We start from the raw sequence: 25,319 nt of genomic DNA on the forward strand, positions 1-25,319 counted from the left end.
GCTGTCAACAAAGTTGAGTGAGTTCATATCAACTTTGTACATGACGTACGTCACGGTGTCCTAGTCAAATATGGAGAGCCGCATTCGTCGTTGCCGTCAGGTTGACTCACGAGACCCGCGCTCGGGTTCCGCGCTCAAGATCCATGGCAAGACATGAAAGGAAGGTCGTGGCCACGGAAGCACCTAAACTGAGGCGCATGTACCGCATCGCCACCGTGTGCACCGGTAACATCTGCCGGTCTCCCATGGCAGAACTCGCCCTCCGTCAGGCCTTCGATCAAGCAGGTCTGGGCGAGCGCGTCGTCGTCGACTCCGCAGGCATCTCCGAGGAAGAACTGGGAAATGGCGTGGACCCACGCGCCGCTCGTCTCCTGGAGCGCCTGGGTCTTGACCCCAGCGGGCACCGAGCCCAGACAATCGATGACGACTGGCTGCAGGATCACGACTTGGTCCTGGCCATGGACACACCACATCTCCGCGCCTTGACCCGTTGGGTCGACCGCGCCGGGACGGGGCCAGAGGTCCACCTGTTCCGCTCCTTCGATGCCACCACGGCAGACCCGAAGGCTCCGACTCGCGACGACGCGGCGCTGGGCATCGCCGACCCCTGGTACGGAGACGAAGCGGGGTTCCAGGAAACCTGGGATCTCATCGCGGCGGCCGTGCCCGGGATCGTGGAACATGTGCGCGAACAGCTCGACCGTGTCCCGATCGAGGAACACGACCGGAACCTCTCCCGCACGACGACGGCCGGTGGTTGAGCGTGCAGGACGTCGAACTGCTCATGGACCCGGCGATCGCGGAACGCAATCCGTCGGGACTCGCGCTGATGCACCAGCTCGAGAACCCCACCCGTCGCCCGCATCTGATCGGCATCGACGGTCGGTCCGGCGCGGGAAAGACGAGCCTGGCCGAGCAGCTCTCCTCCGTCCTGTCCGTCACCCGCGACGTGGTGACCTTCCATCTCGAGGACATCTACCCCGGCTGGGACGGTCTGGCCCAAGGCATCGAGACGTACAACGAATCCATCATGGCCGCCCTGCGCGAGGAACAGGACGCGTACTGGGCGGCCTGGGACTGGCTGGCCAATTCCTCCGGCGGTCCGCGGCTAACCCGGTGCGCCGAGATCGTGATCCTGGAAGGCGTGGGGGCATGCAACGCCGTGGCGCGCGAAGTCCTGGACGTTTCCGTCTGGGTCGAACTTCCGGAGAGCCAACGCCGGGCACGGGCGCTGAGCCGCGACGGCGCGTCCTACGAGCAGTACTGGGATCGTTGGGCCGCGCAAGAGGCGCTGTACCTGGAATCCGATCCCGTGTGGGAAGGCGCTGACATCATTCAGCCCGGCCCCACCGCCTGAGTCCCCACCGCCTGAGTCCGGACTGCCTGACTCCGGCACCGTCGCTGCGCACTGTCCGCAAAGGTGCGGCGGCGTCCCGCCGCCGGCGCATCACTGCCAGATGAAGCGCTGCGCCCCTGCCACGTGGGAGGCGATCGGGGCACCCACGGCGAGCGCCAGGGTGATCACGAGCAGCAGGGCATCTGCGGCACCACGGCGAATGGGCCGGGCCCAGGTGCGGTCCCGTGCCTCCACCACGGAGCCGAAACCCCTGGCCTCCATGGTCACCGCCAGTCGCGTCGCGCGTCGCAGAGCCTGGACAAGGAGCCCAAAGGCGCGGCCACCCCATTCCGCGAGAACCGTCCCTGGGTTCCGTGACGCCCCCGCACCCCGCGCGCGACGTGCCGTCACCAGAACCTGCCATTGCTTGATCATCACCGACATGAGCCGCAGCCCCACCAGGGCGGCGATCACGAACCGCGCGGGCAGGCGCAGGGTGCGGGCGAGTCCGTCCGCCAGGTCGGTGGGATCCGTGGTGAGGAGCAGCATCAGCCCGGGCAGCGCCAGGGCGAGCCCGCGCAGTGAGATCGCGGCCCCGGCCGCGACCGACCCCTGAGTCAGCGTCAGAGGCCCTACGGACACCAGCGGCGGGCCCGAGTCCTCGGCTAGGAGCGCGGTTCCCCACCCGGACAGCAGCGCGGCCAGGACCAGCGGCCAGGCGGCGAGCAACAGCCGCAGGGGACGTTGACCCGCCAGCGACAGTGCCGCGAGTTCGCCCAGCAGGATCAGCCCCGAGGTGATGGGGTCCGCCGAAAGGATCAGCGGGACAGTCAGTGCGACGGCGCACGCGAGCTTGGTGAGTGCGTCACGGCGTTCGAGCCAGCTTCCACCACCCCTGGTGGTCAGCGGAGCGGGAGCGTCCGGCTGCTCGACGGACGGCGCGGCGTGCAGCTCGATTTCCCGGGCACCCAGGGCGCGGATCAGGTCCCGGTCGTGGGTGACGACGACGACGGCTCGCCCCGCTCGCACCTGATCGGCCAGCAGGTCGACCACCGACCACCACGTCCGTGAATCCTGCCCGAAGGTCGGTTCATCCAGAACCAGGATGTCGGGAGCAGCGGCCATGACGGTTCCCACCGACAACCGCCGCTTCTGCCCTCCGGAGAGGGTGAACGGATTGGCCTCGGCCAGGTCCGTGAGTTCCAGGCGTTGGAGCAGTTCCTCGACCGTGGAGTCGATCCGGTCCTGAGACCACCCGGCTCGGCGGGGCCCCTCGGCCAGCTCGGCCCGGACGGATTGGGTGAGGAACTGGTGCTCGGGTTCCTGGAACACAGTGCCCACGCGGGTGACCAGTTCGCGGCCGGTCCACGCCGATGGATCCGCCACGGTGTCACCGGCCAGTGCGGGTTGCGCCTCGACCGTTCCGCCTGCCGGGACCAGAAGCCCCGCGAGGGTCAGGGCCAGGGTCGATTTCCCCACCCCGTTGTTCCCGGTCACCGCAGTTGCGCTCCCCCGGCGGACCGTGAGGTCCACGGGCCGCGCCGCGGGCGTTCCCGCGTTCAGGTGCTCTGGAACGGGCCTGCCACGGCGGGCCAGCCGTCGTCGTCCGGCGAGCGCCCGTGAGCCGGGCTGGTCCCGGGACACCTCGAGACCGACGGCGCGCAGCAACGGTTCACCGTCCGTCGCCGGACTCACGACCGGTTCAGGTGCGGGCGCATCGGGAACCCACACGCCGCGCTCGAGCAGCACCCGGCGCCGCGCGGGGTCCCCGAAGACCTGCCCCGGGGTGCCGTCGTGCTCCACACCGCCCGCGCCGAGCACGACGACCCGCTCGACCAGGTCCGTCCAGACCTCGGTGCGGTGCTCGACCACGATCAACGTCGCACCGGTCTGCACCGCGACCGCTTCGACGGCGTCGCGCACCGTGCGAACACCTTCGGGGTCGAGGTTGGCGGTGGGCTCGTCCAACAGGAGCAGCCTCGGCCGCATGGCGGTGACACCCGCCAGGGCGAGTCGCTGCTGTTGTCCACCGGACAGCGCCTCGGTGTCCCGGTCGAGCTCAACGGCCAGGCCGACGGCGTCCAGGGTCTCGGTGACCCTCGGCCAGATCTGCTCGGACGGGACGGCCAGGTTCTCCGGACCGAAGGCGACGTCGTCGCCGACCCGCGCGAGCACGATCCCCGATTCGGGGTCCTGTTGGAGCAGCCCGGTCACGGTGGCCCGGTCGGCGGCCGGGGCGCCGTCGACGAGCAATTCTCCGAGCGGCCCCTCGGGGCCACCGGGCGCATCGCTTGCCCCTTGCTGAACCTCCAGCTCGTCGGTCTCGCGGCGTTCGAGGACACCGGCCAGGGCGTGGAGCAAGGTCGACTTGCCGACCCCGCTGGGGCCCACGAGCAGGACTTTCTCGCCCGGTCGGATCACCAGGTCCAGTCCACGGGGCGAGGGGAGAGCTCGCCCCGGATGCTGCCAGCCGAATCCCCGGGCTTCGACGAGTGCGCCCCGCGCCCCGTGAGCGGGTGTCTGTTCAGCGGAGCCCGACACCGCTGTTCCCGTCAACGCCCGGAAGCCAGGGCGGAAAGGACGCCGGTACCGCGCAGAGCCCGGACCAGCAGCCACATCGCCACACCCGCGATGACGGCACCCGAGAGGGTCGCCAGGGCCACGTACACCCCTTGGTGGGCAACAGGCCATTCGTAGTAGTAGAGCAGACACTCGGAGATGCTGCCGAACAGGCCGGACAAGGCACCCGCGGCCGCAGCCACGCCGAGGCCGGCCCGGCGGTACCGCACCGCGGCGAAGACCAGCTCGGCACCCAAACCTTGCACGATCCCGGAAATCACCACGGTCAGCCCGAAGTGAGTTCCCATGACACCTTCGAAGATCGCCGCGAGGAGTTCGCACAGCAGGGCGGCACCCGGTTTGCGGATGATGAGCCCGCCCAGGGTCCCGGCCACGAGCCATCCACCGAGCATCAGACCGGCGGCGGGCGGATACGCCACGGACGCACCGGTGATCACGGGGTAGATCAGATTGGACCAGGCCCAGAAGATCACGCCACCGGCTGCGGCCAGGACGGCCAGCACCACCAGGTCCACCACCCGCCAGCGCAACGCGGCACCGGTGCGGGTCGCCCCGCGTGGAGAACCGTTCGAACCGGTTCCCGGGCTGTGAGATGTTGTTGAGGTCATGGTTTCCTCCTGCGGGGACGGACCGTCAGTCCGTCCCGGTCTCAGGAGGGGGAGGTGGGAACCGGACGCAGCCGGTGCAACACCTCGAGATACTCGACTCCCTTCGCCGGTACTAACCGGATCAGGTTCGAGGGTCTGCGGTCTCCCGCACTCTCAGCGCTCGCGCGCTCCCCTGTCGTTCGTTTTCAGTGCTTGCCCACTCTACCAATGCGCGAGGGCCGGTTGCCGCCCGTTCTCACGGGTTGGCAACCGGCCCTCGACGACCGTCTGCAAGGGGCCGAGTGTCAGGACTCGCCCTGGTTGCTTTGCATCTTGGTGACCTGACGGGTCACTGCCACACGCACCACCGTGGTGACCACGCCGGTGATCACGGCCCACAGCAGGATGTCAGCCCACCGCTCCTCAGGATCCGGGTTCTTGGCGGGCGGCGGGTTACCGGTGAGCTTTGCCCACACGGCACCCAGTCCCTTGTTCGCCGCCGTGACGCCCGCGAGGGACGCCGCGGTTCCGGCCAGGCCCACAACCTTGTCGTTCATGTTCTCTCCTTACCCGGACGCGCAGGTCCGTGGTGGACGGGTGGCACGCCCAGTCCTTGCAGGACCGGGTGCACCAACGCGGTTCATGACAAACACTAGCGCGACTGGTCCTCCGAGCCATCAGCCCACTGCTCAAGTTGTGATTCGACCGGCGTGTTTTCGCGCAGAGCAATCGCCAGTTCGTCCTTGACCACGCCTTCCTCCTTGACGTGCTTGCTCCGGTAGCTGGCCCGTCCCACCATGTGAGCGCTGACGGGTGCCGTCAGGAGCATGAACACCCACCCCAGCAGGGCCAGCGGCAGCAGGGCCCACGCCCGGTTCATGACGATCACGGCCAGCAGGACGCACAACAACCCGAGCACCTGGGGCTTGGTGGCCGCGTGCATACGCGTGAGGACATCCGGCAGTCGGACCAACCCCACCCCGGCGGCGAACGCCATGAGGCACCCCACCAGCAGTAATACGGATCCGACGACGTCCAGAACGGTCTGCATCATCGGCCCTCCGTCGCGGACGTGTCCTGCGTGCTCTGCCGCGGCGCCTCCGCGTCCTCCCAGGCCGAACCGCCACGACCCGCGTCCGGGTGTCGAGAGGGACGGGACTGCACGAATCGTGCGAAGGTCACGGAGGCCAGGAAACCCACCAGGGAGATCATCACCGTGAGAATCATGTAGTCCGTGGTGCCCTTCCACACCATGTCCACGCACACGGCCGCGGCCACGATGGCCAGCAGCACGTCACTGGCCAAGACACGGTCCAGCAGGGACGGCCCCTTGACCAGCCGGTACAGGACACCGACGGCGCCGCCGGAGAGCAGGAGCACCGCGGTCACCAGAACATAGGGGTTCACGCTTCCACCTCCGAACGCCGGGGTGAGCTCAGGACGGCCAGGGGCCGACGTCGCCCCAGTCGTTGATCCTCCGCCTTGAGCAGGTCCAGCTCCTCCCGGGTGCCGATCACCCTGATCCACGCCGCCTCGGTCCGCAGCACACCGTTGCGGAAGGCTTCCACGTCGGCGTCGTCGTCGACGTCCAGGGCATGGAAGTAGAGCGTTGCCGTGGATCGGTCGACCTCGATCAACACGGAACCCGGGATCACCCCCGTGGTGTTGCCGACGGCAGCGATCATGAGGTCGTTGACCGTGCGGAGTTTGACCGCGACCAGTGCGCTCCGGACGTTGGGGCCCTTGCGGATCGCGACCCACAGAACCTGGAAGCTGGCCTTGACCACCTGGTACAGGAACGTGACAGCCATGACCACGGCCTGGAGAACGTTGAAGCGATGGGACAGGGCGACCGGAGGCAGTGCCAGGACGCGGGTGACCAGCAGGGCGAAGATCACACCGACCACCAGGTTCTTGACCGTCAGCTCCCCCCACAGAACGGCCCAGACCACCACGAGCCACAGGATCAGGGGGATCTCGACGACGAACCGGTGGGTGCGGCGCGGACCACCGCGGGACTCTGCTCCGGATTCGGCTCGGTTGCTGTTCACGGTGCCACCTCCCGGCCGTCTGAGTCCCCGTCACCGGCCGCTTGCTCCACCGGTCCCGACGGCGCCCCCTCCGGGCCCAGTACGGCTTCGACGTAGGCGCCCGGATTCACCAGGTTCTCGGCCGCGTTGTCCGCCACGGCGAACAACGGGCCGGCGAAGACGGTCAAGGCCACACCGATCACGACCAGCACGGCGGTCGGCCACACCATGAGGCGCGGGAGCAGGCTCACGGTCTGCCTGCCGCCCTCGTCCCGGGTGAGGGTCTGCACGGCCCCGGCACCCCAATGGCCTTCGCGGCTGGGGGCCAGGAGCACGGGGTCGGGGAAATCGGCGTCGTCCGTGGTGCGCAGGAACACGCGGTTCCACACGCGCATGAGTGCGATCAGCGTGAGCAGCGAGGTGAGCACCGCCCCGGAGATCACCACGTAGGTCTGCCACGTCGCGTTGTCCACACCGGCCTGGAACAACCCGATCTTGCCCAGGAACCCGGAGAACGGCGGGATGCCCCCCAGGTTGAGGGCTGGGATCATGTAGAGCACCGCCAGCACCGGGGCCAGCCGCGCCATGCCTCCCAGACGATCGGAGTTCGTGGACCCGCCCCGGCGTTCGATCAGCCCCGCGACCAGGAAGAGGCTGGTCTGGATGATGATGTGGTGGCCCACGTAGTAAACCACCGCGGCGAATCCCGCCGCCGTGCCCACCGCGATCCCGAAGACCATGTACCCGATGTGGCTCACCAGCGTGAACGACAACAGACGCTTGACGTCGATCTGGGCCAGCGCGCCCAGGATCCCCACGACCATGGTCAGCAGGGACACCCACATCAACAATCCGTTGATCTGCTCGCCGGGAAACAGCAGCGTCTCGGTCCGGATGATCGAGTACACGCCCACCTTGGTCAGCAGTCCGGCGAACACGGCCGTCACGGGCGCGGAGGCGGTCGGGTAGGAGTCGGGCAGCCAGAACGACAGCGGGAACACCGCGGCCTTGATCCCGAAGGCCACCAACAGCATCAGGTGCAGCTGCATCTGCGTCCCCACGGGCAGATCTGCGAGTTTCAGGCAGAGATCCGCCATGTTCACCGTTCCGGTGGCCGCGTAGACCATGGCGATTGCGATCAGGAACAGCACGGAGGAAATGATGGACACGACCACGTAGGTCACGCCCGCGCGGATGCGCTGGGTTGTGCCGCCCATGGTCATGAGCACGTAGGAGGCCACCAGGAAGATCTCGAACCCCACGTAGAGGTTGAACAGGTCCCCCGCCAGGAACGCGTTGGAGACACCGGCCACCAGGATCAGGTACGTGGGGTGGAAGATCGAAATGGGGCCCGCGGAATCGCCGTCAGCCACACCCTGTCCGGTGGCGTAGATCAGAACCGCCAGGGACACGATCGTGGAGACCACCAGCATCACGGCCGAGAGCTGGTCCACGATCAGCACGATCCCGAACGGCGCCTCCCAGCCACCGAGGTTCACCGACGTGGGGGGCGCGTCCCAGGAGGTCGCCAGCACGAGCATTTCGACGGCGAGCGAGACCACCAGTGACCCGATGGCGACGAGGCGCTGCAACCGGTTGCGGTGGAAGAGCACCAGGGACAGGGCCGCGCCCACGAAGGGCACGATGATCGCCAGGGGGGCGAGCTGAGCGACGTCGATGCTCATCGGCGGTCCTCCTGTTTCTGCTCCTGGTCGCGGTACTGCTGGTCACGCAGATGGCGTTGTTCGTTCTCGCGCTCGTGCGCCTCGAGTTGCTCGTCGTCGAATTCGGAGGTGTCCTGCGGCAGGTCCGCGTCCTCCTCGTCCACGAAGGCGGACTGCGTGGCCACGCGACGGTCCTCGGCGTCGTCGGTGATCACGTCACGGCGGGACAGGGCCCAGGACCGGTAGATCAGGCCCAGCATGAACGCGGTCACGGCAAGGCCTATCACGATGGCGGTCAACACGAGGGCCTGCGGAAGGGGATCCGTGTAGCTGCGGGGATCCGTGCCCTCGGTGTACAGCGGCGCCAGGCCGGGGATCCCGGCGGCGTGCAGGATCAGCAGATTCGTGGCGTTGGTGAGCAGCATGAGTCCCAAGACCACGCGGGTCAGGGAGCGTTCGAGCACCAGGTAGACGCCCACGGAGTAGAGGACGCCCATCACGATCAGGAGGGTCAGATTGACGCTCATCGGGGGTCTCCTCCTTCCAGTGGGTCGAGGATCAGGGCGCCGGTGGTGGGTTCTGCGATCTCTGCGGGGCCCTCTCCTGGTTCTTCCCTGGTCACGGTGACAGAGCCGGTGCTGCCGGAATCCGCCGTGGGGCCGCGGGTCACCTTGATCCGCGCCCCGCCGCGTCCCTGGTCCTGACGACGGCGCCGGGCGATCTCGTCCTCGTGCTGACGGTCAACGTGCCCGCCCAGTGCACGCAGGATGTCCAGAACCAGCCCGATGACCACCAGATAGACACCGACGTCGAAGATCACGGAGGTCACCAGGTAGGCGTCACCGATCAACGGCAGCGTCGTCTCGAGCTTGTAGCTCTGCATGACGGACCCGCCGAAGAACACGGGGACCACGGCGTAGAGGCCGCACACGGCCAGACCGAGCCCCAGCATGGTGCCGGCATTGAACGGGGTGGCCCGCTCCAGTTCGTAACGCCCGCCGGCCAGGTACCGGAGGGTCAGGGCGAGCCCCGCCGTGAGACCGGCCGCGAATCCACCGCCCGGGAGGTTGTGCCCCGCCACCAGCAGGTACAGGGAGACCACCATGATCGTGTGGAACAGGAGCCGGGTGATCACCTCCAGCACGATCGAGCGGGATTCCGGGGCCATGGTGCGTCCCGCGATGATGTAGGGACTGCTCGTCTCCGATCGGAACACCCTTGCCGTCCGCGAGCCTTCCGACTGGATCGCCTGGGAGGCACGCTGCTGGATCTGCTGCAGCTGGGCGGTGTCCGGCACCGCGGCCCTACGGACCATGCGGTCCCCGCGGCCTTGTACGAACAGCAGTGAGGCCACACCCGTGGCCGCCACGACCACCACGGTGAGTTCACCGAAGGTGTCCCAGGCGCGGATGTCCACCAGGGTCACGTTGACGACGTTCGCGCCGTGGCCGATCTCGTAGGCGAGTTCCGGCATGTCCAGGGAGACGGGCGCGGCCGTGCGGGAGGCCATGGACATCGCGGTCAGCACGGTGATGAACGCGCCGAAGGTCACCGCGACCACGGCCCGCGGGAAACGCGTCCGATCTGATTTGGTGTCCCACACCGGGGCTGGCAGGGACCTGAGGGCCAAGACGAAGGCCACCAGGGCGATGGTCTCGACCAGGACCTGTGTCAGGGCCAGGTCCGGTGCGCCGTGCAGGGCGAAGATCATGACCATGCCGTACCCGGTCACGGACACCAGCAGGACCGCGAGGAACCGCTTCTGGACCTTGATCACGGCGATCGCCGCAACCACCATGACGGCGCCGGCGATGACCTGTCCCCAGGAATCCGCGAGTCGCATGGCTCCCAACGGCGGGGTCTCCTCCACGAACAACGCGACCACGGGAACCACGATGGCCGTGACCAGGATGACCGAGAGGTAGAAGCTCAGCGATCCGCGCTGGGTGCTGCCGGTGACCTTGACCGCGAATCGGTCGAGCTGGTCGATGACGCCGCGGTACACGCGTTCCCCGGCGGGCAGTTGCGGAATGGCCTTCTGGATCCTGGACACCTGGATCCGCAGCACGAACATGAGCAGCCCGAGTCCCAGCACGGTCGCGGACAAACCGAGGGCCGGGGTCAGACCGTGCCACCAGGACAGATACGTGCTCGGTTCGCCGGCGAAGGTTTCGACCCATGGAGCGAGGACGGCCCCCACGGGTTTCGGGTACAGCCCGTAGGCCACCGTGACCAGCGTCAGCACCGCGGCGGGTGCCTGGAACGCCCAGGACAGTCCGTGCGACGGCGTGCGCACGGGTCGGCCGTCGGAGCCCACGGGCAGGTCGGCGAACTCGCTTCGCTTGGGGGCAAAAGCGCCCCACACGAAGCGTGCGCTGTAGGCCACTGTGAGCACGGAGCCCAGCAGCACGCCCACCAGTCGGATCCAGGCGACGGCGGCGCCGTCGTGTTCGACGGCGTGCAGCAGGCCTTCCAGCACCGCCTCCTTGGCCACAAACCCTCCGAGCAGGGGGAATCCGGCCATGGAGGCGGCGGCGATCAGCGCGATCACGAACAGTCCCCGCATGGGCTGATGGAGACCCGAGAGCTTGCGGATGTCACGGCTACCGGTCTGGTGGTCGATGACGCCCACCACCAGGAACAGCGTTGCCTTGAAGCAACCGTGGGCGAGCATGAGCGCCAGCCCGCCCAGGGCGGCGTCGGCCGTGCCCTGCCCCAGCACCAGGATCAGGAACCCGAGTTGGCTCACGGTGCCGTAGGCCAGGATGAGCTTGAGGTCGTACTGCCGTAGCGCCACCCACCCGCCGAACAGCATGGTCCCCAGGCCCATGACCAGCAGCATGGGCTGCCAGGCGGCGGTCTGCGAATAGGCGGGCGCGAACCGCGCCACGATGAAGACGCCGGCCTTGACCATGGCCGCGGCGTGCAGATACGCCGACACCGGGGTGGGGGCCGCCATGGCCGCGGGCAGCCAGAAGTGGAACGGAATGAGCGCGGACTTGGTCACCGCGCCGACCAGGAGCAGGGCCACCGCCGTGGAGACGAGTGACTCGTGGGCGGAGATGATCTGCGGGGCCTGCGCGATCAGTTCGGAGATCCGGTACGTGCCCCCGAGCTGGCCGAGCATCACCACACCCACGAGCATGGTCAACCCGCCGGCCGTGGTGATCACAAGTGCTTGCATGGCCGCGCGGCGCGCTGACATGCGCGTCCGGGCGTAGCCGATCAGCAGGAACGACAGGACGGAGGTGATCTCCCAGAAGATGAACATCAACATCAGGTCATCGGCGGTGACCAGGCCGAACATCACCCCGGCGAACACGACCAGCTGGGAGCCGAAGGATCCCTTGTCCGGTGAGTCCGCCGAGAAGTACCGCGCACAGTACGCCAGGACCAGCGACCCGACGCCCAGGACCAGCAGCGAGGTGGCCCAGGCCAGCGCATCCATTCGGAAGGCGAGTTCGAGGTCCAGGGCAGGCACCCAGTCCATGACATGAGTGGGGCCCTCACCCACGGACACGGACGGCCACCGGGTCAGCAACCAGACGAACGACGCCGCGGGAACGGCCGCCAAGACATAGAACGCGTTACGACCCAGGCGCCGGAAGATCACGGGCGCCAACAGTGCAGCCACGGCGTGGGCGACGAGCACTGTGAGCATGGCACCTCCGAGGCCTACGCTGGGGCGGTTACACCCGGCTCCGGGAGACGTGGAGCGTCCACTCCGCTCGGGAGCGACAGTCTCGTGGTCCGGACAGGGGTGTGGGGCCCGGACGCCGAGCGAGCCGACACCGATCCTATCAATCGGACACTTTCAGCTTTTCGCCGGGTTACGCGATCGCTGTGATCCCGCGCACCGTAGCCTTGGCCCATGAGCACCGCCCCAGTGCAGCCGACCCCCCTGGCCACATCGCCGTCGGCGCCCCGATCCACCGTGCTGTCCTGGTACCTCTACGACGTCGCGGTGTCCGTGATCGACGCTCTGATGATCACGTTCGTCTTCACGACCTATCTGACCAGTTCCGCTTTCGGCACAACCGAGCACAACTCGAAGGTGCTGTCCGTCGGGACGGCCACGGCAGCCGTCCTGGTGGCCCTGCTGGCACCTGCGATCGGCAGGCTCTCCGACCGCTCCGGCCGCAGGGCCCCCGGGATCGCCCTGTTCGGAGGCCTGTGTGTGCTGGCCACCGCGGCCTGCTTCGTGGTCGCACCCCACGAACGGTTCCTGCTGCTCGGTGTGGCCCTGCTCAGCGTGGCCACGGCGGCCAAGGAACTGGCCAACGTCGACTACTACGCGGTGCTCCCGACGCTGGCTCCGGCGGACAAGGTGGGCACGATCAGCGGCCGCGGCTGGGGTTTCGGGTACATCGGCTCGATCCTGGCGACGGCGTTCGTCCTGTTCGGCTTCATCAGCCCGGGCTTCCTGGGTCTCCCGACGCACGAAGCACTCAACGTTCGCGCGGTCGCACTGTTCTGTGCGCTCTGGTGCGCCGCACTTGCGGTACCACTGGTGGTGGCCCTCTGGCGCCGCGAGCGCGGCACGGCTCAGGGCCCGGGCGAAGGGCCCGCGAGGACTCGAGTCCCGCGGGCCGGGCTGGTCGAGGCCTACCGGGAGATCGCCGCCATGGTGGCCGACCTCTGGCGCAAGGACCGCACGGCCCTGTTCTTCCTGATGGCCTCGGCGGTCTTCCGCGACGGGCTCTCTGGCATCTTCACCTTCGGCGGTGTGATCGCCGCGGGGACGTTCGGATTCTCCCTGGCGCAGGTCATGACGTTCGCGATCGTGGCGAACCTCGCGGCCGGCCTGGGAGCCCTGCTCGGTGGTCAGCTGGATGACCGGTTCGGACCCAAGTCCGTGATCGTCACGGCACTGGTCTGGGTGATCGCCTTCGCCACCCCGTTGTTGTTTCTGACCTCGCACCTGTCGTTCTGGGTGTGTGCGATCGCTCTGAGTCTTGCCGTCGGTCCCGCCCAGGCTTCGGCTCGGGCGTATCTCTCGCGGCTGACCACCCCCGGCACCGAAGGCGCGCTCTACGGCCTGTACGCGACCACGGGCCGCGCGGCGAGTTTCCTGGCTCCCGCGTTGTTCGGGCTGGCCATCCATTTCACGGGGCAACAGCGGTGGGGCATCCTCGGCATCATGCTCGTTGTGGCCCTGGGGCTGGCGATGCTGCTGCCCCTACCGGACCCTCGCCGTCGTACCGTGATCGACTGAATGCCGTACCCACGGTGGTCGGCGGCGCCGGTCAGATCTTGGTGCGGTGGAAGTTGAGGTGAGAGCGCGAGGCCGTGGGGCCGCGCTGCCCCTGGTATCGGTTCTTGTGGTCTCCCGTCCCGTACGGGAAGTCGGCGGGTGAGGACAACCGGAAGAAGCACAGCTGCCCCACCTTGGACCCGGGCCACAGCTTGATGGGCAGGGTGGCCATGTTCGACAACTCCAGGGTCACGTGGCCGCTGAACCCCGGGTCGATGAATCCGGCGGTCGAATGGGTCAACAGACCGAGACGCCCCAGGGAGGACTTCCCTTCGAGGCGGGCGGCGACGTCGTCCGGCAGAGTCACCTTCTCGTAGGTGGCTCCCAGGACGAACTCCCCCGGATGCAGGACGAACGGCTCCTCGGGATCCACCTCGACCAGGCGGGTCAGATCGGGCTGGTCCTCCGCGGGGTCGATCACCGCGTACTTGTGGTTGTCGAACAGCCGGAACCAGCGGTCCAGGCGCACGTCGATGCTCGAAGGCTGGATCATCTCCGGAATGTAGGGGTCCAACTGGACCCGTCCGGCCTCGAGTTCCGCGCGAATGTCACGATCAGAGAGCAGCACGCGGCCCACGCTAGCGCACCGAGCGGCCGGGCGGTTGAGCCCTGGGCTGATCGAGTTGACGTGGTTGTCACGGGCTCACTAAAGTCGGGCAGTGCATTCAGGCACGTAAGAGGTTCTTCTCGTAAACCCGGTCCTCGGACCGTTGCGAACGCACCTCTGACACCTTGCGGCTGTAGCTCAATGGTAGAGCGCACGCTTCCCAAGCCTGATACGCGGGTTCGATTCCCGTCAGCCGCTCCACACCATGGAAAGCGCCCGTGGCCTCCCAGGTCGACGGGCGTTTTTCATGCGGAGTGACCGACATTTCGGCACGGCACCCGCGGTGATGCGCGGCGCAAGTGCTGTGGATCGAGTGCCTGTGTCAAGTGCCGATATCAGGTGAGGTGGATCGGAAGGAGACCCGCGTGAGCCCCGAACTCGGCCTGCCCGACGTACCGGGCAACCTGGCGCCCAGCGGTGCCCCGGCAGATCGGCTGACCACCCTGTGGGAGGCGGTCGTGGCCCGAGACCCGCGCCACTCCGACCGCTACATCCAGCGCTTCGAGACCATGCGCCAGGAAGGCGCTGACCTCAACGGTGAAGCACGGCTCGTCGACGCCATGCTCGAACGCGGCAGCCGCGTGCTCGACGCCGGCTGCGGTCCGGGCCGGATCGGTGGCGAACTCGCCCGCCGCGGTCACTCGGTGGTCGGCGTCGACGTCGATCCCGTGCTCGTGGACGCGGCCCGCCGCGACCACCCGGAGGTGACCTGGGCCCACGGCGACCTGGCGCACCTGGACCTGCTGGACTCCGTTCTGAAGCCCGCGGGCACGCACGGATTCGACGCGATCGTGTGCGCGGGCAACGTCATGACTTTCCTGGCACCCGGCACCTACGGCGCGGTCCTCGACGGGTTCCGCGACCACCTTGCCCCCGACGGGCGTGCGGTGATCGGGTTCGGGAGCGGCCGCGGCTACGATCCTGAACAGTTCTTCGACGACGCCGCGGAAGCCGGCTTCACCTCGATCCAACGGTTCTCCACGTGGGACCTTCGCCCCTACCGCAGGAACAGCGACTTCCTCGTCGCCGTCCTCGGCACCGGGGCCTGACCCGCCCCCTCTCGACCCGCTTCGGTCCAACCAGGTCCAAATCGGTCCAACCAGGTCCAGCCACCGTCCAGCACCCCGCTCGTCAGAGCACTCCACCAACCGGCCGCCGCGCGCCACCCGCGCACCGGCCCAGTCGTTCTCGGGAGGCGCCATGTTGCGCACCATGTTCACCGGCAAGATCCACCGCGCCACGGTCACCCACGCGGACCTCGACTACGTCGGCTCCGTGACCATCGACCTCGACCTGCTCGAGGCCGCCGACATCCTTCCCGGCCAGCAGGTCCAGATCGTGGACGTCACCAACGGCGCCCGACTGGAGACCTACACCATCCCGGGTGAACGCGGGTCCGGCGTCATCGGCATCAACGGCGCCGCAGCACACCTGGTCCACCCGGGGGACGTGGTCATCCTGATCGCCTACGCCCAGATGGAGGACGCAGAGGCCCGGGCTTTCGTGCCCCACGTCGTCCATGTCGACGCGAAGAACCGGATGGTGCACCTCGGGGAGGACCCCGCGGAAGCAGTCCTCGACGACGTCCGCACCCCCGCGGGCGCCATCGTCAATCACTGATCCGTGGCGGGGGTTCTGGCCGGTTTCGCGGTCATCTGGACGATCATCCTGGTCGGCGCCCTGGTCGGGCGCGCCGGGGTCCTCGGCGAGGGCGGCCAACGGACCATCAGCCAGTTCGCGTTCTGGGTCGCCTCCCCCTGCCTTCTGTTCCTGACCGTCTCCGAGGCGGACATCGCGGTCATCCTCTCGGCCCCACTGGCCGTGGCGATGCTTTCCGCATGGGGCACGGCCGCACTGTGGTGGGGTCTGTACGGCACCTACCGGCGCGTGCGTCGTCGCGCCAACCACCCGGACACCCCCGCGACTTCCCGGCCCACGGTGCGCGACGGCGTCCGGATCCGGGACGAGGAGCACCGCCCCGGACTCGGTCAGATCGTGATGTCCGGCCAGACGGCATCGCAGGTCAACTCGGCGAACCTGGGCATCCCGTTGACCACGTTCGTGCTGGGCGACCCGTCCTACGTCGTACCCGTCATCCTGTTCCAGCTGGCCATCAACACCCCGGTGTACCTGACGATCATGGACGTCGCCGTTCTGGGCCGACGCCCCAACATCGTCTCGATCCTGCGATCGGTGTTCACCAACCCCATGGTCATGGGTTCCCTCCTGGGAGTCCTGTTCGCGGCCATGGACTGGCACCTGCCCAGGATCGCGGAACAACCGGTCGAACTGATCGCCGGGGCGGCGATCCCGTGCATGCTCGCCGCCTTCGGCATGTCCCTGACGCAGCACCGTCCACTGGAGGGCTCACGGGCGCACAAGGTTCAGGTCGCGGTCCTCAGCGTCCTCAAACTCGTGGTGATGCCGGCACTGGCCTGGCTGATCGGGCTGGCCATGGGGCTGGAGGGCACCACGTTGTACGGGGTCGTACTCATGGCGGCCCTGCCCACGGCGCAGAACATCTACGTTGCTGCGATTCGTTACCGCACCGCGGAAGCGGTGTCCCGCGACGTGGTCCTGGTGACCTCCGTGGTGGCCATGGCGACGATGGCCCTGGTCGCGCTGGTCCTGGCCTGACCCCGACCCGCCCCACTCCTCCGAGGCCCGGAACGGCGCCGCGTTACTAGCAGGTAGCGCCCACCTGAAGCAAACCTTGAAGTGACCTGAACGCCACCTCGGAAACACGAAGTTCTCGATTGTGTTGAGATTCACAGTCCAGAGTAATCTGGCGTTTTGTCAGAGGGTGCGGCCGCCGTCGCGGCGAATTCCTCTGCGCTTGAAAACAACGGAGGAACTCGTGACAGCAAAACCCCACAGGCGTGCCCTGCGTGCGGTTGCGGTGGCCGCGGTCGGTGCATTCGTCATGGCAGGATGCGCATCCGACGACGGCGGACCGGTCCAACTGACCTGGTACATCAACCCGGACGCCGGCGGACAGGCAGAGCTTGCCAAGCAATGCTCTGACGCGTCGAACGGCGCCTACAACATCAGCACTTCACTTCTGCCGCGCGATGCCGCGAGCCAGCGTGAACAGCTTGCCCGCCGTCTGGCCGCCGGCGACACCACCATGGACATCATGAGCCTGGACCCGCCCTTCATTCCCGAACTGGCGGAGCCGGGATTCCTGGCCACGCCACCGTCGGATCTGATCGACCGGACCACGAGCGACACCCTTGAGGGCGCAGCAGCCGGTGCACAGTGGAACGGTGAGTACGTGACCGTTCCGTTCTGGGCCAACACGCAGCTGCTCTTCTACCGGAAGTCCGTGGCGGAAGCCGCCGGTCTGGACATGTCCAAGCCGGTGACGTGGGACGAGATCATGGACGCCGCCGAGTCCCAGGACAAGTACCTGGGCGTGCAGGGCATCCAGGGCGAGTCCATGACCGTGTGGGTCAACGGCCTGATCGAATCGGCCGGGGGCTCGATCGTCGAAGGCGACGCCGCCAGCGTCGACGGCCTGTCGATCAACCTCGACTCCGAGGAAGGCAAGAAGGCGGCCGAGATCGTCGGGGGCATCGGTGAGCGCGGGCTCGGTGGCCCGGGCATCTCCTCCCAGGACGAGAACGCGGCCATGGCCCAGTTCCAGGGCGACAAGGGTTCGTTCATGGTCAACTGGCCGTTCATCTACTCGGCCACCGCTGCAGCGGTGGAGGAGGGCTCCGTCGATCAGTCCGTCCTGGACGACATCGGGTGGACCACCTGGCCCGAGGTGGACAAGGGCACGGAGTCCGCACCGCCCCTGGGCGGCATCAACCTGGGTGTGGGCGCAGATTCCCAGCACCAGGAAGAGGCTTGGGACGCCATCGAGTGCATCACCACGCCCGAGAACCAGGCGCAGTACATGGTCTCCAACGGCAACCCCGCCGCGTCGTCGGCCGCCTATGACGATCCCGCCGTTCGGGAAGCGTTCCCCATGTACCAGACCATCAGGGATTCCCTGGACATGGCTGCCCCACGCCCCCAGACCCCGTACTACAACGAGGTCTCCTCGGGCATCCAGGAGACCTGGACGCCCATCAACGAGGTCAATGAGAACACCCCGGCCGAGTCCGAAGAGTTCATCATGTCCGTGCTGAACGGAGAGTCCCTGCTGTGAGCACCACAACTCAAAGCCCCTCCACGCGTCGTGACGCCCAGGGCAAGGCACCCCTCTCCGATCGCACCCGTGCCGAACGGCGCCTGGGATGGATGCTGGCCGGACCGGCCTTCCTGGTCATGCTGCTGGTGACCATGTACCCGATCGTCCAGGCGCTGTGGGATTCGCTGTTCTCCTACCGTCTGACCGCACCGGATGATCGCAGTTTCGTGTTCCTGCAGAACTACTGGACCGTACTGACAGACCCGGTGTTCCTGCGTGACCTGGGGGTGACGGTCCTGATCACCGTCGTCACCGTGGCCGTGGAGCTGGTCCTGGGCTTCGCCCTGGCGCTGGTCATGAACAACGTGATCAAGTCCTTCCGCGGCGTCGTCCGCACCGCGATCCTGGTGCCCTACGGCATCATCACCGTGGTCTCGGCCTTCGCGTGGTTCTACGCCTTCGACATCAACACGGGCTACGTGAACAACTGGTTCGGCTGGCTGCCGATCATCGGCCCCGACTTCAACTGGTTCGGCCAGGGATGGTCCTCGTTGATCGTCATCATGGCTTCCGAGATCTGGAAGACCACCCCGTTCATCTCCCTGCTGCTGCTGGCCGGTCTGGCCCAGGTCCCGGGTGAGTTGAACGAGGCCGCCAAGGTGGACGGTGCCGGTTGGTGGCAGCGCATGTACAAGGTCACGCTGCCCTCCATGAAGGCCGCCATCATGGTCGCGGTCGTCTTCCGCGCCTTGGACGCCTTCCGAATCTTCGACAACATCTTCATCATGACCAACGGTCAGTACGGCACCGAGACGCTCTCGCTGCTGGCCTACCGCACCTCCATCACGCGCCTGGAGATCGGCCTCGGTTCTGCCGTGTCCGTGATCCTGTTCATCTGCGTGCTGCTGATCGCCTTCGTGGCGATGAAGGTGTTCAAGGTCGACCTCGCGGGAGGAAAGGGCTGACATGTCTACCAAGCAGAAAATCGGTTGGGCGATCGCCCTTGTCGTCGTCCTGATCTGGAGCCTCTTCCCGGTTCTCTCGATCCTGATGAACTCGTTCAAGCCCGCGAGCGAGTTCGCCGGAGGCGGGACTCTGGTCCCCAAGACCTTCACCCTGGAGAACTACGAGATGATCTTCACGGGCGGTGCCCGTGACCTGTTCCTCCCGGCGTTGCGCAACTCGATCGGCATCACGTTGATCGCCACCGCGGTCGCCGTCGTCCTGGCCACCCTGTGTGCCTACGCGATTGCGCGCCTGGACTTCCCGGGCAAGCGGATCATCCTGATCACCGCCCTGGCGGTCTCGATGTTCCCCGTGGTCTCGATCGTGACCCCGCTGTTCAACGTGTGGCGTCAGATCGGCCTGTACGACACCTGGCTGGGCCTGATCCTGCCGTACCTGTCGTTGACCCTGCCGATCTCCATCTGGACCCTCGCGGCGTTCTTCCAGCAGATTCCGTGGGATCTGGAGCGCGCCGCCCAGGTGGACGGTGCAACCTCGTTCCAGGCCTTCCGGAAGGTCATCGTGCCGCTGGCGGCACCGGGCGTGTTCACCACCGCGATCATCGCGTTCTTCATCGCGTGGAACGACTTCGTGTTCGGCATCGGCCTGACCTCCACGGGTGCTGCGCGCCCGGTCCCGGCGGCCCTGGCCTTCTTCACCGGCGCCTCGCAGTTCGAGGACCCCGCCGGTGCCATCTCCGCCGCCGCGATCGTGGTGACCATCCCGGTGGTCATCCTGGTGCTGGCCTTCCAGCGTCAGATCGTCGCCGGCCTGACCCAGGGTGCGGTCAAGGGCTGAGGCCCCCCCGCTCACCCCTTCCGACACCTCACTTTGAGTCTTTGAGAGGCAACACAAAATGGCATCCATCACGATGAACAACATCGTCAAGAAGTACGACGACGGATTCCCCGCCGTCAACGACGTCTCGATCGACGTCGCCGACGGCGAGTTCCTGATCCTGGTCGGCCCCTCCGGCTGTGGCAAGTCCACCCTGCTGCGCATGGTCGTGGGCCTCGAGGACATCACCTCGGGTGACCTCCTGATCGACGGACAGCGCGTCAACGAGAAGGAACCGCGTCAGCGCAACCTGTCGATGGTGTTCCAGAACTACGCGCTCTACCCGTTCCTGACGGTGTACGAGAACATCGCGTTCCCGCTGCGCCTGGCCAAGGGCAAGTTCTCCGACCAGGAGATCGATCAGAAGGTCCGCGTGGCCTCCGACCTTCTGGACCTCAACGATCACCTGGAGCGCAAGCCGGGCAACCTCTCCGGTGGTCAGCGTCAGCGTGTGGCCATGGGCCGTGCGATCGTGCGTGACGCGGACGCGTTCCTGTTCGACGAGCCGCTGTCCAACCTGGACGCCAAGCTGCGTGGACAGATGCGTACCGAGATCGCGCAACTGCAGCGCCGCTTGGGCATCACCTCGATCTACGTGACCCACGACCAGACCGAGGCCATGACCCTGGGCGACCGCGTTGCGGTGCTCAAGAAGGGTCGCCTGCAGCAGATCGCCTCCCCGCGTGAGCTCTACGAGCAGCCGGCCAACCTGTTCGTGGCGGGCTTCATCGGAGCCCCGTCCATGAACTTCCTGCCGGCGCGCCGTGATGGCGACGTGTTCCACACGCCCATCGGTGACATCCCCGTCCCCGAGCACGCTCAGGGCAAGCTGGACAAGTCCGGTGACCTGCTGATCCTGGGTGTCCGTCCCGAGCACTTCGCGGACGCCAAGGATGTGCAGGACAGCCCGTGGGCCTCCCGCGGTGCCACCTTCGACGCCGAGCTGACCCACACCGAGTGGCTGGGCAACCAGCAGTACGGCTACGTCCGCTACGAGCAGGACCAGGACGTCAAGGCCAAGCTGGACGAGTTGGCCAAGGACCTGGACGCGGACGAGATGCCCGCCCAGGTGGTCGTGGAACTCGACGCGTCCTCCCGCATCCGCGGTGGCAGCCAGGCCACCCTGTGGGTCAACACCCGCAAGATGCATGTCTTCGATCCCGAGTCCGGCATCAACCTGACCCGTGACGAGGAGGCCGGTGCGGAACTGACCCGCGAGGCCAACGAAGAGCGGAAGGCAGAGATCGAGCGCCTGAAGACCCAGGACGTCTGAGTCGCCTGACCTGCCCGATACGACGGCGCCCCTTCCGGATCATCCGGGAGGGGCGCCGTCGTCGTTGGGTCACCTACGGCTGTGGGCCATCTGTGGGCTCGGGCGATCGCGGATCAGGGCTGCCAGGCCATCCAGTACACGGCGGCCACGGTGGCAATCAGCAGGGCGCCGGAGAGCACGGACTTGATCCACGGATGGCGCATGAACAGCCCGACCACCTTGGGCCAGGCGTGGGCCACTTCACCGGCCGTGGCCCGCGGGAACCTGTCGACCGGGACACCCGCGTACTCGACGATCGCGGTCAGCGACTTGAGGTCCCACACGGTGCCGTCCAGGCGGAAGAGGCGGCGTCCGGCGTCGTCGACCAGCCAGAGATAGGGACGGGTGAGGCCCCTCCTGCGGGACTTCCCGCCCGGATCGGTCGGGCCACGGGACCCCACTTCGAGCGCTTCGACCAGGACGGCGCGGGCAATTCGGTCCCGGCGCACCGTGTGGAAACCCACGGCACGGGACCCCAGCAGGTGGGAGGCCGTGGCGACCACGGTGTTGGGCCGCAGCCACACCCAGCACAGGGCCAGGCAGACCAGGATGACCACCACGATGATGATCGAGACCACCGGAGCCGGTCGCCGGAACCACAGGACGCCCAGGCAGATCAGCCCCAGGGCGGCCGCCGGAAGACAGGCGACCAAGCGCCTGCCCATGGACGTGATCCGCGGGTGCCACACCTGCTGAACCGGACCGAATCGTTCGGGGACGTGGCGGATGTTGTCGGCCACCTGCGGCTCCTCGGAGCTCATTCGAGGCGCAACGTGCACCATCGGTGAGCGTGGTCTGATCTCAAGTGCCCCGGGACGTTCCCGGGCAGGTCCGACCCTAGCAACAGCGGCGTCACCGAATCCTGGATGCCCGGTTCTTGGGTTAGCGTGGTGCGGATGAAGCGCAACGATCGTCTGGGCCCTGCGGTGGCCCTCTGGGTCTTTCTGGTGCTGCTTGCCGTCGCCGCCGCGTGGGTGACCATTGCCCTGGTCAACAAGTACATGTACGGCCCGGAAACCGACGTGCGCGCTTACTTCCACCACCTGGAGGAGGGTGACGGGGCTCGGGCGCTGGGTGCCCTGAACGCCCAGGTCCCCGAGGGCACGGACGCCACGCTGCTGGACGGCGACGCCCTGCGCACGGCCACCGAATCCCTGGAAGACGTGGAGGTCAGCACGGTCTCCCAGGACTCCGAGAGCGCCGTGGTCCGTGCCGACTACACACTCGAAGGCGAACGCCACTCGACCGAGTACCACTTGCACCCCGCCGAGACCCAGTGGGGGTTCTTCACCGTCTGGGACTTCGACGAGACACCGTTGCCCACCCTGGAAGTTTCCATGTCAGGGGTGAGTTCGGCCGACATCAACGGAACCTCCGCGGCCCTGCCGGATTCCAGGCAGTCCTTCGCCGCGCTGCCCCCGGGCAACTACACCGCGTCCTACGCGTCCAAGTACATCGACACGGAGCCGAAGTCCGTGGCCCTCACCGCCCCCGACCAGGACGAATCCGTGACCTTGACCGCCCGCCCGTCTCAAACTCTCGAGGACGAGGTCCAGTCCTCGATCGGCGAGGACCTCAAGGAGTGCACCGACCAGAAGACGCTCTACCCGACGGACTGCCCGTTCTCCTATGAGTTCTCCGGACGCGTGCAGGGCACACCGACGTGGAAGATCGTTGAGCAGCCGGAACCCGAGATCTCGGTGTCGACCAAGGTCAAGTCCGAATGGTCCCTGTCCTCGGCCGAGGGCGTCGCCCAGGTCAGCTTCACGTCCGTGAACCTCTTCGACGGCTCCACCAAGAAGGTCACGGAGAAGGTGCCGTTCACCTACGAGGCCGACGTCGAATTCACCGACGACCAGGTCACCGTCACCCGCTGATCCCTCTGCGACAGCTCACGCCCCCGCCCGCCTCCGCCCGCTTCCTCGTTGCGGCCGGGCGTGCCCGGTTGCGGAAGGGTGGCTCAGTTCAGGCCGCGCAACTCCAGGGTCAGGGAGTCCGCTGCGCCGTCGACGACGCTGAAAGGGATCCCCCAGTCCTGTTGGTAGAGGTGGCAGGCGGCGTGATCCGGAATCTCGCCCCCGGGTTTCCCGTCGCAGGCTGCGGCGCGGGCCGTGATGTGCAGGATGCCTTCCGTCACGCCATCGGCCAGGACCAGCTCCCGCTGAAGTCCTTGGGCCGTACCGGCCCCGGCGGTCAACGCGTCGGCCGGTGAGGTGGAAATCTTGAGCTGGGTGGGGTCGCCCCACCGGTCGTCGAGTTTCTGTCCGGCCGGGGCCGCGAACCGCACGTCCACCGTGACCCGTCCCCCTGCGATCGGGGTGCGCTGCCGTTGCGACACCGAGGCTCCCTCGTCCACGGCCTCGAGTGCCTGCGCCGGGACGGGAACGCGCACCAACCGGTGCTGGTTGGTCTCGACCACGATCAGGACGGGGGTCTCGGCGGTCTGGTCCAGCAGGAGGTCCGAAGGCTCGTCCAGCCCTCGGGTCAGCGTGGAGAGCTGTCCCGCCGCGTCCTCCGTGGCCGGCTGCCAGCGTCGAATCCCACCGTTGTAGGTGTCAGCCACGGCCACGGAACCGTCCGGCAGAGCCGCGACGCCCAGGGGGTGCTGCAACCGTGCGTGTTCGGGACTGCCGTCGCGGAACCCGAAGTCGTAGAGGCCGAGGCCCACGGCCGTCTCCGCTCGGAGCTCGCCATCGGTGTGCCGAAGGCAACGCAGCGCCGAGGACTCGGAGTCGGCCAACCACACGGTCCCGTCCGGGGCCTGGGAGAGCCCGGAGGTCTGGGCGAACCACGCTTCGCGCGCGGGTCCGTCCAGCAGACCCTCGTCCCCAGTGCCCGCCACCACGCGCAGGCGACCGCTCCTGGGGTCGAAGTCGAAGAGCTGGTGGGTTCCGGCCATGGCCACGACCAGCCGGTCCGCGGCCTCCGACCAGGCCACGTCCCACGGGGAGGACAGGGCGACGTCCAGGGGGTCGGCGTCGTCAGCGATGAAGTCCGGGTCGATGCCGCGGGCCCGCTCGGAGTCCAACAGGCGCTGCACGCCGTTGCCCGCCAGAGTGGTGACCTCCCCCGTGGACAGGGCCAGGCCGCGCAGGCGGTGGTTGACCGTGTCCGCGACCACCAGGTCGTAACCCACCTGCGTCGCCACGGCCTCGGGCAACAACGCAAGGCCACGGGGTTCGTTGAACTGGGCGGTCTCCACCGCGCCGTCGCGGTGACCCTTGACGCCCGTTCCGAAGACGGCCCGCACGGTGCTCAGGTCAGGTTCGAGCTGCACCAGCCGGTGGTGCCCGGTGTCGGCCACCAGAACGCTCCCGTCCAGGAGGATCACGGCCTTTTCCGGGAACCGCAGGTCCCCTTCGGGCTGCGGCCTCGGCACGTAGGGCCCGTCACCACGGTGCAGCGTCCCCTTGGCCTCATGCTCCGCCACAAGTTCCTCGACCAGCGACACCAGACCCTGGACGTGCCCCTCCCCCGAAAGGTGCGCCACGATGTAGCCCTCCGGGTCGACGACCACCAGCGTTGGCCAGGCCCGCGCGGTGAAAGCGTCCCAGGTGCCCAGTTCGGGGTCGTCGAGCACGGGGTGGTGGATCTCGTACCGGTCCACGGCCGCGGCCAGCGCCTGCGGGTCCGCTTCGTGCTCGAACTTGGGTGAATGGACGCCCACGGTGACCAGCACGTCGCCGTAGCGCTCCTCAAGGGGGCGCAGCTCGTCCAGCACGTGCAAGCAGTTGATGCAGCAGAAGGACCAGAAGTCCAGGATCACGATCTTGCCGCGCAGCTTCTGCCAGTCCAGTTCCTCCCCGCCGGTGTTCAGCCAGGCGCGGCCGGTCAGCTCGGAGGCTCGCACGCGCGAGATGGCGGTCATGGTGGTCCTTTCGGTACGGCGGGATCGGTCGGTGTGGGTGGGGTGCGTTGTGGTCCGTGGGGTTGTTCGGTCCAGCGATCGGGCCGACGACGGGTGCAACC

General features: G+C 67.5%; 23 protein-coding genes, 1 tRNA gene and 1 riboswitch. Of the genes, 12 read left to right on the plus strand and 12 right to left on the minus strand.

The features are described from left to right. The first annotated feature begins 197 nt into the window (after positions 1-197). Positions 198-761, plus strand: coding sequence for a low molecular weight protein-tyrosine-phosphatase (locus tag EDL96_RS00550; protein WP_123823515.1), 564 nt, complete (start codon positions 198-200; stop codon positions 759-761). 2 nt (positions 762-763) lie between these two features. Beyond that, positions 764-1,357 carry a nucleoside/nucleotide kinase family protein gene (locus EDL96_RS00555; protein WP_123823691.1) on the plus strand — a complete coding sequence of 198 codons (594 nt, stop codon included), beginning with the start codon at positions 764-766 and terminating at the stop codon, positions 1,355-1,357. A gap of 90 nt (positions 1,358-1,447) precedes the next feature. Here the strand turns inward: EDL96_RS00555 and EDL96_RS13920 are convergent, their stop codons facing one another. From EDL96_RS13920 to EDL96_RS00600, 9 genes are all read right to left on the minus strand, one after another. Next, a complete protein-coding gene (locus EDL96_RS13920; protein ID WP_199732495.1) occupies positions 1,448-3,877 on the minus strand; it encodes an ATP-binding cassette domain-containing protein in 2,430 nt (809 codons plus the stop codon). Between the two features lie 11 nt (positions 3,878-3,888). After that, positions 3,889-4,524, minus strand: coding sequence for an ECF transporter S component (locus EDL96_RS00565; RefSeq protein WP_123823517.1), 636 nt, complete (start codon positions 4,522-4,524; stop codon positions 3,889-3,891). Positions 4,525-4,605: 81 nt separating this feature from the next. Next, positions 4,606-4,708: riboswitch (TPP riboswitch) on the minus strand. 100 nt (positions 4,709-4,808) lie between these two features. After that, positions 4,809-5,060, minus strand: a complete 252-nt coding sequence (locus tag EDL96_RS00570) for a DUF4235 domain-containing protein (protein ID WP_123823518.1) — start codon at positions 5,058-5,060, stop codon at positions 4,809-4,811. Between the two features lie 95 nt (positions 5,061-5,155). After that, complete coding sequence (gene mnhG, locus EDL96_RS00575) at positions 5,156-5,557, minus strand: monovalent cation/H(+) antiporter subunit G (RefSeq protein WP_123823519.1); 402 nt, start codon at positions 5,555-5,557, stop codon at positions 5,156-5,158. Then, complete coding sequence (locus EDL96_RS00580) at positions 5,554-5,910, minus strand: monovalent cation/H+ antiporter complex subunit F (protein ID WP_123823520.1); 357 nt, start codon at positions 5,908-5,910, stop codon at positions 5,554-5,556. Before EDL96_RS00580 ends, mnhG begins: the two co-directional genes overlap by 4 nt. Beyond that, the gene (locus EDL96_RS00585) at positions 5,907-6,554 is read right to left on the minus strand and encodes a Na+/H+ antiporter subunit E (protein ID WP_123823521.1); all 648 of its coding nucleotides are present in this window, start codon (positions 6,552-6,554) and stop codon (positions 5,907-5,909) included. Before EDL96_RS00585 ends, EDL96_RS00580 begins: the two co-directional genes overlap by 4 nt. Continuing rightward, the gene (locus EDL96_RS00590; protein WP_123823522.1) at positions 6,551-8,218 is read right to left on the minus strand and encodes a Na+/H+ antiporter subunit D; all 1,668 of its coding nucleotides are present in this window, start codon (positions 8,216-8,218) and stop codon (positions 6,551-6,553) included. The genes EDL96_RS00585 and EDL96_RS00590 overlap by 4 nt, the downstream gene beginning before the upstream one ends. Next, positions 8,215-8,724 carry a Na(+)/H(+) antiporter subunit C gene (locus EDL96_RS00595; protein WP_123823523.1) on the minus strand — a complete coding sequence of 170 codons (510 nt, stop codon included), beginning with the start codon at positions 8,722-8,724 and terminating at the stop codon, positions 8,215-8,217. Before EDL96_RS00595 ends, EDL96_RS00590 begins: the two co-directional genes overlap by 4 nt. Beyond that, positions 8,721-11,858: a Na+/H+ antiporter subunit A gene (locus tag EDL96_RS00600; protein ID WP_123823524.1), complete on the minus strand. Its 3,138-nt coding sequence runs from the start codon at positions 11,856-11,858 to the stop codon at positions 8,721-8,723. The genes EDL96_RS00595 and EDL96_RS00600 overlap by 4 nt, the downstream gene beginning before the upstream one ends. Before the next feature lie 210 nt (positions 11,859-12,068). Between EDL96_RS00600 and EDL96_RS00605 the strand changes: the two genes are divergently transcribed. Beyond that, the gene (locus tag EDL96_RS00605; protein ID WP_123823525.1) at positions 12,069-13,412 is read left to right on the plus strand and encodes an MFS transporter; all 1,344 of its coding nucleotides are present in this window, start codon (positions 12,069-12,071) and stop codon (positions 13,410-13,412) included. A gap of 31 nt (positions 13,413-13,443) precedes the next feature. Here the strand turns inward: EDL96_RS00605 and dcd are convergent, their stop codons facing one another. Beyond that, positions 13,444-14,019 (minus strand): dCTP deaminase, encoded by a 576-nt coding sequence (gene dcd, locus EDL96_RS00610; protein ID WP_123823526.1) that lies wholly within the window; start codon positions 14,017-14,019, stop codon positions 13,444-13,446. A gap of 166 nt (positions 14,020-14,185) precedes the next feature. Between dcd and EDL96_RS00615 the strand changes: the two genes are divergently transcribed. The 8 genes from EDL96_RS00615 to EDL96_RS00650 all read left to right on the plus strand — a co-directional run bounded on the left by EDL96_RS00615 (position 14,186) and on the right by EDL96_RS00650 (position 21,311). Further along, positions 14,186-14,259 (plus strand) — tRNA-Gly (locus EDL96_RS00615). Between the two features lie 233 nt (positions 14,260-14,492). Beyond that, on the plus strand, positions 14,493-15,107 hold the full coding sequence (locus tag EDL96_RS00620; protein ID WP_233568596.1) for a class I SAM-dependent methyltransferase: 615 nt from the start codon (positions 14,493-14,495) through the stop codon (positions 15,105-15,107). A 151-nt stretch (positions 15,108-15,258) separates the two neighbouring features. Continuing rightward, positions 15,259-15,678 (plus strand): aspartate 1-decarboxylase, encoded by a 420-nt coding sequence (gene panD, locus EDL96_RS00625; RefSeq protein ID WP_123823527.1) that lies wholly within the window; start codon positions 15,259-15,261, stop codon positions 15,676-15,678. A gap of 3 nt (positions 15,679-15,681) precedes the next feature. Continuing rightward, positions 15,682-16,695, plus strand: coding sequence for an AEC family transporter (locus EDL96_RS00630; protein WP_123823528.1), 1,014 nt, complete (start codon positions 15,682-15,684; stop codon positions 16,693-16,695). Positions 16,696-16,915: 220 nt separating this feature from the next. After that, the gene (locus tag EDL96_RS00635; protein WP_407656881.1) at positions 16,916-18,214 is read left to right on the plus strand and encodes an extracellular solute-binding protein; all 1,299 of its coding nucleotides are present in this window, start codon (positions 16,916-16,918) and stop codon (positions 18,212-18,214) included. Then, positions 18,211-19,161 (plus strand): carbohydrate ABC transporter permease, encoded by a 951-nt coding sequence (locus EDL96_RS00640; protein WP_123823529.1) that lies wholly within the window; start codon positions 18,211-18,213, stop codon positions 19,159-19,161. Before EDL96_RS00635 ends, EDL96_RS00640 begins: the two co-directional genes overlap by 4 nt. Position 19,162: 1 nt before the next feature. Further along, positions 19,163-19,999 carry a carbohydrate ABC transporter permease gene (locus EDL96_RS00645; protein ID WP_123823530.1) on the plus strand — a complete coding sequence of 279 codons (837 nt, stop codon included), beginning with the start codon at positions 19,163-19,165 and terminating at the stop codon, positions 19,997-19,999. 58 nt (positions 20,000-20,057) lie between these two features. Next, the gene (locus EDL96_RS00650; protein ID WP_123823531.1) at positions 20,058-21,311 is read left to right on the plus strand and encodes an ABC transporter ATP-binding protein; all 1,254 of its coding nucleotides are present in this window, start codon (positions 20,058-20,060) and stop codon (positions 21,309-21,311) included. Between the two features lie 113 nt (positions 21,312-21,424). Here EDL96_RS00650 and EDL96_RS00655 read toward each other — a convergent pair whose 3' ends face one another. Next, positions 21,425-22,090, minus strand: a complete 666-nt coding sequence (locus tag EDL96_RS00655) for a hypothetical protein (RefSeq protein ID WP_123823532.1) — start codon at positions 22,088-22,090, stop codon at positions 21,425-21,427. A gap of 156 nt (positions 22,091-22,246) precedes the next feature. Between EDL96_RS00655 and EDL96_RS00660 the strand changes: the two genes are divergently transcribed. After that, on the plus strand, positions 22,247-23,227 hold the full coding sequence (locus tag EDL96_RS00660; protein ID WP_123823533.1) for a hypothetical protein: 981 nt from the start codon (positions 22,247-22,249) through the stop codon (positions 23,225-23,227). Between the two features lie 83 nt (positions 23,228-23,310). Here EDL96_RS00660 and EDL96_RS00665 read toward each other — a convergent pair whose 3' ends face one another. Continuing rightward, a complete protein-coding gene (locus tag EDL96_RS00665; protein ID WP_123823534.1) occupies positions 23,311-25,218 on the minus strand; it encodes an NHL domain-containing thioredoxin family protein in 1,908 nt (635 codons plus the stop codon). Positions 25,219-25,319: the final 101 nt, after the last annotated feature.

The sequence above is a fragment of the Kocuria soli genome (assembly GCF_003797835.1).
GTDB lineage: Bacteria > Actinomycetota > Actinomycetes > Actinomycetales > Micrococcaceae > Kocuria > Kocuria soli.

Bases quoted from the DNA above. Each gene is read 5' to 3' on its own strand.
- EDL96_RS00550 (WP_123823515.1), top strand. From the start codon at position 198: ATGTACCGCATCGCCACCGTGTGCACCGGTAACATCTGCCGGTCTCCC.
- EDL96_RS00565 (WP_123823517.1), bottom strand. From the start codon at position 4,524: ATGACCTCAACAACATCTCACAGCCCGGGAACCGGTTCGAACGGTTCT.
- EDL96_RS00570 (WP_123823518.1), bottom strand. From the start codon at position 5,060: ATGAACGACAAGGTTGTGGGCCTGGCCGGAACCGCGGCGTCCCTCGCG.
- mnhG (WP_123823519.1), bottom strand. From the start codon at position 5,557: ATGATGCAGACCGTTCTGGACGTCGTCGGATCCGTATTACTGCTGGTG.
- EDL96_RS00590 (WP_123823522.1), bottom strand. From the start codon at position 8,218: ATGAGCATCGACGTCGCTCAGCTCGCCCCCCTGGCGATCATCGTGCCC.
- EDL96_RS00595 (WP_123823523.1), bottom strand. From the start codon at position 8,724: ATGAGCGTCAATCTGACCCTCCTGATCGTGATGGGCGTCCTCTACTCC.
- EDL96_RS00600 (WP_123823524.1), bottom strand. From the start codon at position 11,858: ATGCTCACAGTGCTCGTCGCCCACGCCGTGGCTGCACTGTTGGCGCCC.
- EDL96_RS00605 (WP_123823525.1), top strand. From the start codon at position 12,069: ATGAGCACCGCCCCAGTGCAGCCGACCCCCCTGGCCACATCGCCGTCG.
- panD (WP_123823527.1), top strand. From the start codon at position 15,259: ATGTTGCGCACCATGTTCACCGGCAAGATCCACCGCGCCACGGTCACC.
- EDL96_RS00645 (WP_123823530.1), top strand. From the start codon at position 19,163: ATGTCTACCAAGCAGAAAATCGGTTGGGCGATCGCCCTTGTCGTCGTC.
- EDL96_RS00650 (WP_123823531.1), top strand. From the start codon at position 20,058: ATGGCATCCATCACGATGAACAACATCGTCAAGAAGTACGACGACGGA.
- EDL96_RS00660 (WP_123823533.1), top strand. From the start codon at position 22,247: ATGAAGCGCAACGATCGTCTGGGCCCTGCGGTGGCCCTCTGGGTCTTT.
- EDL96_RS00665 (WP_123823534.1), bottom strand. From the start codon at position 25,218: ATGACCGCCATCTCGCGCGTGCGAGCCTCCGAGCTGACCGGCCGCGCC.